Annotated in this window: 1 tRNA gene and 1 rRNA gene; both read right to left on the reverse strand. The window is 48.7% G+C overall.

The annotated features are described in order from the left end of the window. Positions 1-10: 10 nt before the first annotated feature. A 23S ribosomal RNA gene (locus E8K88_RS17675) occupies positions 11-2,884 on the reverse strand. Between the two features lie 738 nt (positions 2,885-3,622). After that, positions 3,623-3,698: transfer RNA gene (locus E8K88_RS17680), tRNA-Ala, on the reverse strand. Positions 3,699-3,877 lie beyond the last annotated feature (179 nt).

The raw sequence follows: 3,877 nt of genomic DNA on the forward strand, positions 1-3,877 counted from the left end.
CCAAAGTTATAGGGTCAAGCCTCACGGGCAATTAGTATTGGTTAGCTCAATGCATTACTGCACTTGCACACCCAACCTATCAACGTCGTAGTCTTCAACGACCCTTCAGGGGGCTCAAGGCCCCGGCAGATCTAATCTTGAGATGAGTTTCCCGCTTAGATGCTTTCAGCGGTTATCTCGTCCACACTTAGCTACCCGGCGATGCCACTGGCGTGACAACCGGTACACCAGAGGTGTGTCCATTCCGGTCCTCTCGTACTAGGAACAGGTTCCCTCAAATCTGCAGCGCCCACGGAAGATAGGGACCAAACTGTCTCACGACGTTTTAAACCCAGCTCACGTACCTCTTTAAATGGCGAACAGCCATACCCTTGGGACCGACTTCAGCCCCAGGATGAGATGAGCCGACATCGAGGTGCCAAACACCGCCGTCGATATGAACTCTTGGGCGGTATCAGCCTGTTATCCCCAGAGTACCTTTTATCCGTTGAGCGATGGCCCTTCCATACAGAACCACCGGATCACTTAGTCCTACTTTCGTACCTGTTCGACTTGTCAGTCTCACAGTCAAGCACGCTTATGCCTATGCACTATTATCACGATGTCCGACCGTAATTAGCGTACCTTCGAACTCCTCCGTTACACTTTGGGAGGAGACCGCCCCAGTCAAACTGCCTACCATGCACTGTCCCCCGCCCTGATTCAAGGGCGCAGGTTAGAATCTCAAACACACCAGGGTGGTATTTCAAGGACGGCTCCATGGCAACTAGCATCGCCACTTCAAAGCCTCCCACCTATCCTACACAGATCTGTTCAAAATCCCATACAAAGCTACAGTAAAGGTTCATGGGGTCTTTCCGTCTTTCCGCGGGGAGATTGCATCATCACAAACATTTCAACTTCGCTGAGTCTCTGGAGGAGACAGTGTGGCCATCGTTACGCCATTCGTGCAGGTCGGAACTTACCCGACAAGGAATTTCGCTACCTTAGGACCGTTATAGTTACGGCCGCCGTTTACTGGGACTTCAATCAAGAGCTTGCACCCCATCATTTAATCTTCCAGCACCGGGCAGGCGTCACACCCTATACGTCCACTTTCGTGTTTGCAGAGTGCTGTGTTTTTAATAAACAGTCGCAGCCACCAATTTTTTGCAACCCGTTCATGCTCAGATGTTCTCATCACACTACTAGGGCACACCTTCTCCCGAAGTTACGGTGTCAATTTGCCGAGTTCCTTCTCCAGAGTTCTCTCAAGCGCCTTAGAATACTCATCTCGCGCACCAGTGTCGGTTTGCGGTACGGTCGCTGCAAGCTGAAGCTTAGTGGCTTTTCCTGGGACCCCGTTCAGTTACTTCAAAGGCAAGCCTTCTCGATCGACAGCCTCGGTATATGTGTGCCGGATTTGCCTAACACACGCCTACTTCTGTCTAAACCACCACTTCCAACCGGTGGATAACCTATTAAGATCCGTCCCCACATCGCACTTGCAGTCGGTACAGGAATATTAACCTGTTTCCCATCAGCTACGCATCTCTGCCTCGCCTTAGGGGCCGACTCACCCTACGCCGATGAACGTTGCGTAGGAAACCTTGCGCTTACGGCGAGGGGGCTTTTCACCCCCTTTAACGCTACTCATGTCAGCATTCGCACTTCTGATACCTCCAGCAAACCTTACGATTCACCTTCTCAGGCCTACAGAACGCTCTCCTACCACGCACAGATAAACTGTGCATCCGCAGCTTCGGTAACTGGCTTAGCCCCGTTACATCTTCCGCGCAGGACGACTCGATCAGTGAGCTATTACGCTTTCTTTAAATGATGGCTGCTTCTAAGCCAACATCCTGACTGTCTATGCCTTCCCACCTCGTTTCCCACTTAGCCCGTTTTAGGGACCTTAGCTGGCGGTCTGGGTTGTTTCCCTCTTGAGTCCGGACGTTAGCACCCGGTGCTCTGTCTCCCAAGCTGTACTCTGCAGTATTCGGAGTTTGCCTTGGTTTGGTAAGTCGCCATGACCCCCTAGCCAAAACAGTGCTCTACCCCCGCAGGTAATACTTGAGGCACTACCTAAATAGTTTTCGGAGAGAACCAGCTATTTCCAAGTTTGTTTAGCCTTTCACCCCTATCCACAGCTCATCCGCTAATTTTGCAACATTAGTCGGTTCGGTCCTCCAGTACCTGTTACGGCACCTTCAACCTGGCCATGGATAGATCACTTGGTTTCGGGTCTACACCCAGCGACTGTTCGCCCTATTCGGACTCGATTTCTCTTCGGCTCCCCTACTCGGTTAACCTTGCCACTGAATGTAAGTCGCTGACCCATTATACAAAAGGTACGCAGTCACCCCTAAGGGCTCCTACTTTTTGTAAGCATGCGGTTTCAGGATCTATTTCACTCCCCTCCCGGGGTTCTTTTCGCCTTTCCCTCACGGTACTTGTTCACTATCGGTCGATTACGAGTATTTAGCCTTGGAGGATGGTCCCCCCATATTCAAACAGGATTTCTCGTGTCCCGCCCTACTTATCTCTAGCCTAGTACCACTCAAAATTTTCACATACGGGACTATCACCCACTATGGTTACCGTTTCCAAGGTATTCTGTTATCTTTCAAGCTATCACTAGAAGGCTGATCCGATTTCGCTCGCCACTACTTTCGGAATCTCGGTTGATTTCTTTTCCTCTGGGTACTTAGATGTTTCAGTTCTCCAGGTTCGCTTCCTTAACCTATGTATTCAGTTAAGGATACCCCTAAGGGTGGGTTTCCCCATTCAGACATCTTCGGATCAAAGCTCATTTGCCAGCTCCCCGAAGCTTTTCGCAGGCTATCACGTCTTTCATCGCCTGTAATCGCCAAGGCATCCACCACATGCTCTTAGTCACTTGACCCTATAACTTTGGCCTCTGTTAAAAACAAAGACTTCCATTGCAGTCAAGCAAACTTATCTAACGCGTTATTGCCGTAATTTACGCTTGATCTATTAACTTTCTCATCGTGATAAATCACAATAAAAAAGCTGAGAACAATTGTCAATTACATAAAGCATTCAAAGTAAATTTGAATGTTCGTTATTGACGCAATCAAAACTATCACTGGTGGCACGGTGCAAACATCCGCAGGCATTTGCTTTCCACCAGCAATATTGATTTCGANTGCTGGCGGCACGGTGCAAACATCCGCAGATATTTGCTTTCCACCAGCAATATTGATTTCGACTCTATGAATTTTTAAAGAACAGCCGTATTTATCAAACTATGTCGACAAACAACAAAAAAGCCTCAAAAGCAGTAAAAACCGCTCAAAGCCTCTTTGGTATTTAGCGAAGTCGCGCATTCTACAGCACTTTCAAGCACTGCAATCGCAAAANCTCTATGATTTTTTAAAGAACAGCCGTATTTATCAAACTATGTCGACAAACAACAAAAAAGCCTCAAAAGCAGTAAAAACCACTCAAAGCCTCTTTGGTATTTAGCGAAGTCGCGCATTCTACAGCACTTTCAAGCACTGCAATCGCAAAAGAAGACAGACATGATAAGAAGTGATTGGTGGAGGATGACGGGATCGAACCGNGTACAGCACTTTCAAGCACTGCATTGGCAAAGTAGACAAACTCGATAAGGAGTGATTGGTGGAGGATGACGGGATCGAACCGACGACCCCCTGCTTGCAAAGCAGGTGCTCTCCCAGCTGAGCTAATCCCCCGCTGATCGGCAATAAGCTGCGTGCTGCTGCGTTGCTACTTCCTCACATACTTAAGTATGCTTCGTCATACGCGCCTTGCATCACTTGCTTCTAGCCAATCACTTCAACCTCTAACGTTGGAGTATTTGGTGGGTCTAGTTGGGCTCGAACCAACGACCCCTGCGTTATCAACACAGTGC

It is taken from the genome of Lampropedia aestuarii (genome assembly GCF_004803635.1).
Taxonomy (GTDB): Bacteria; Pseudomonadota; Gammaproteobacteria; order Burkholderiales; family Burkholderiaceae_C; genus Lampropedia; species Lampropedia aestuarii.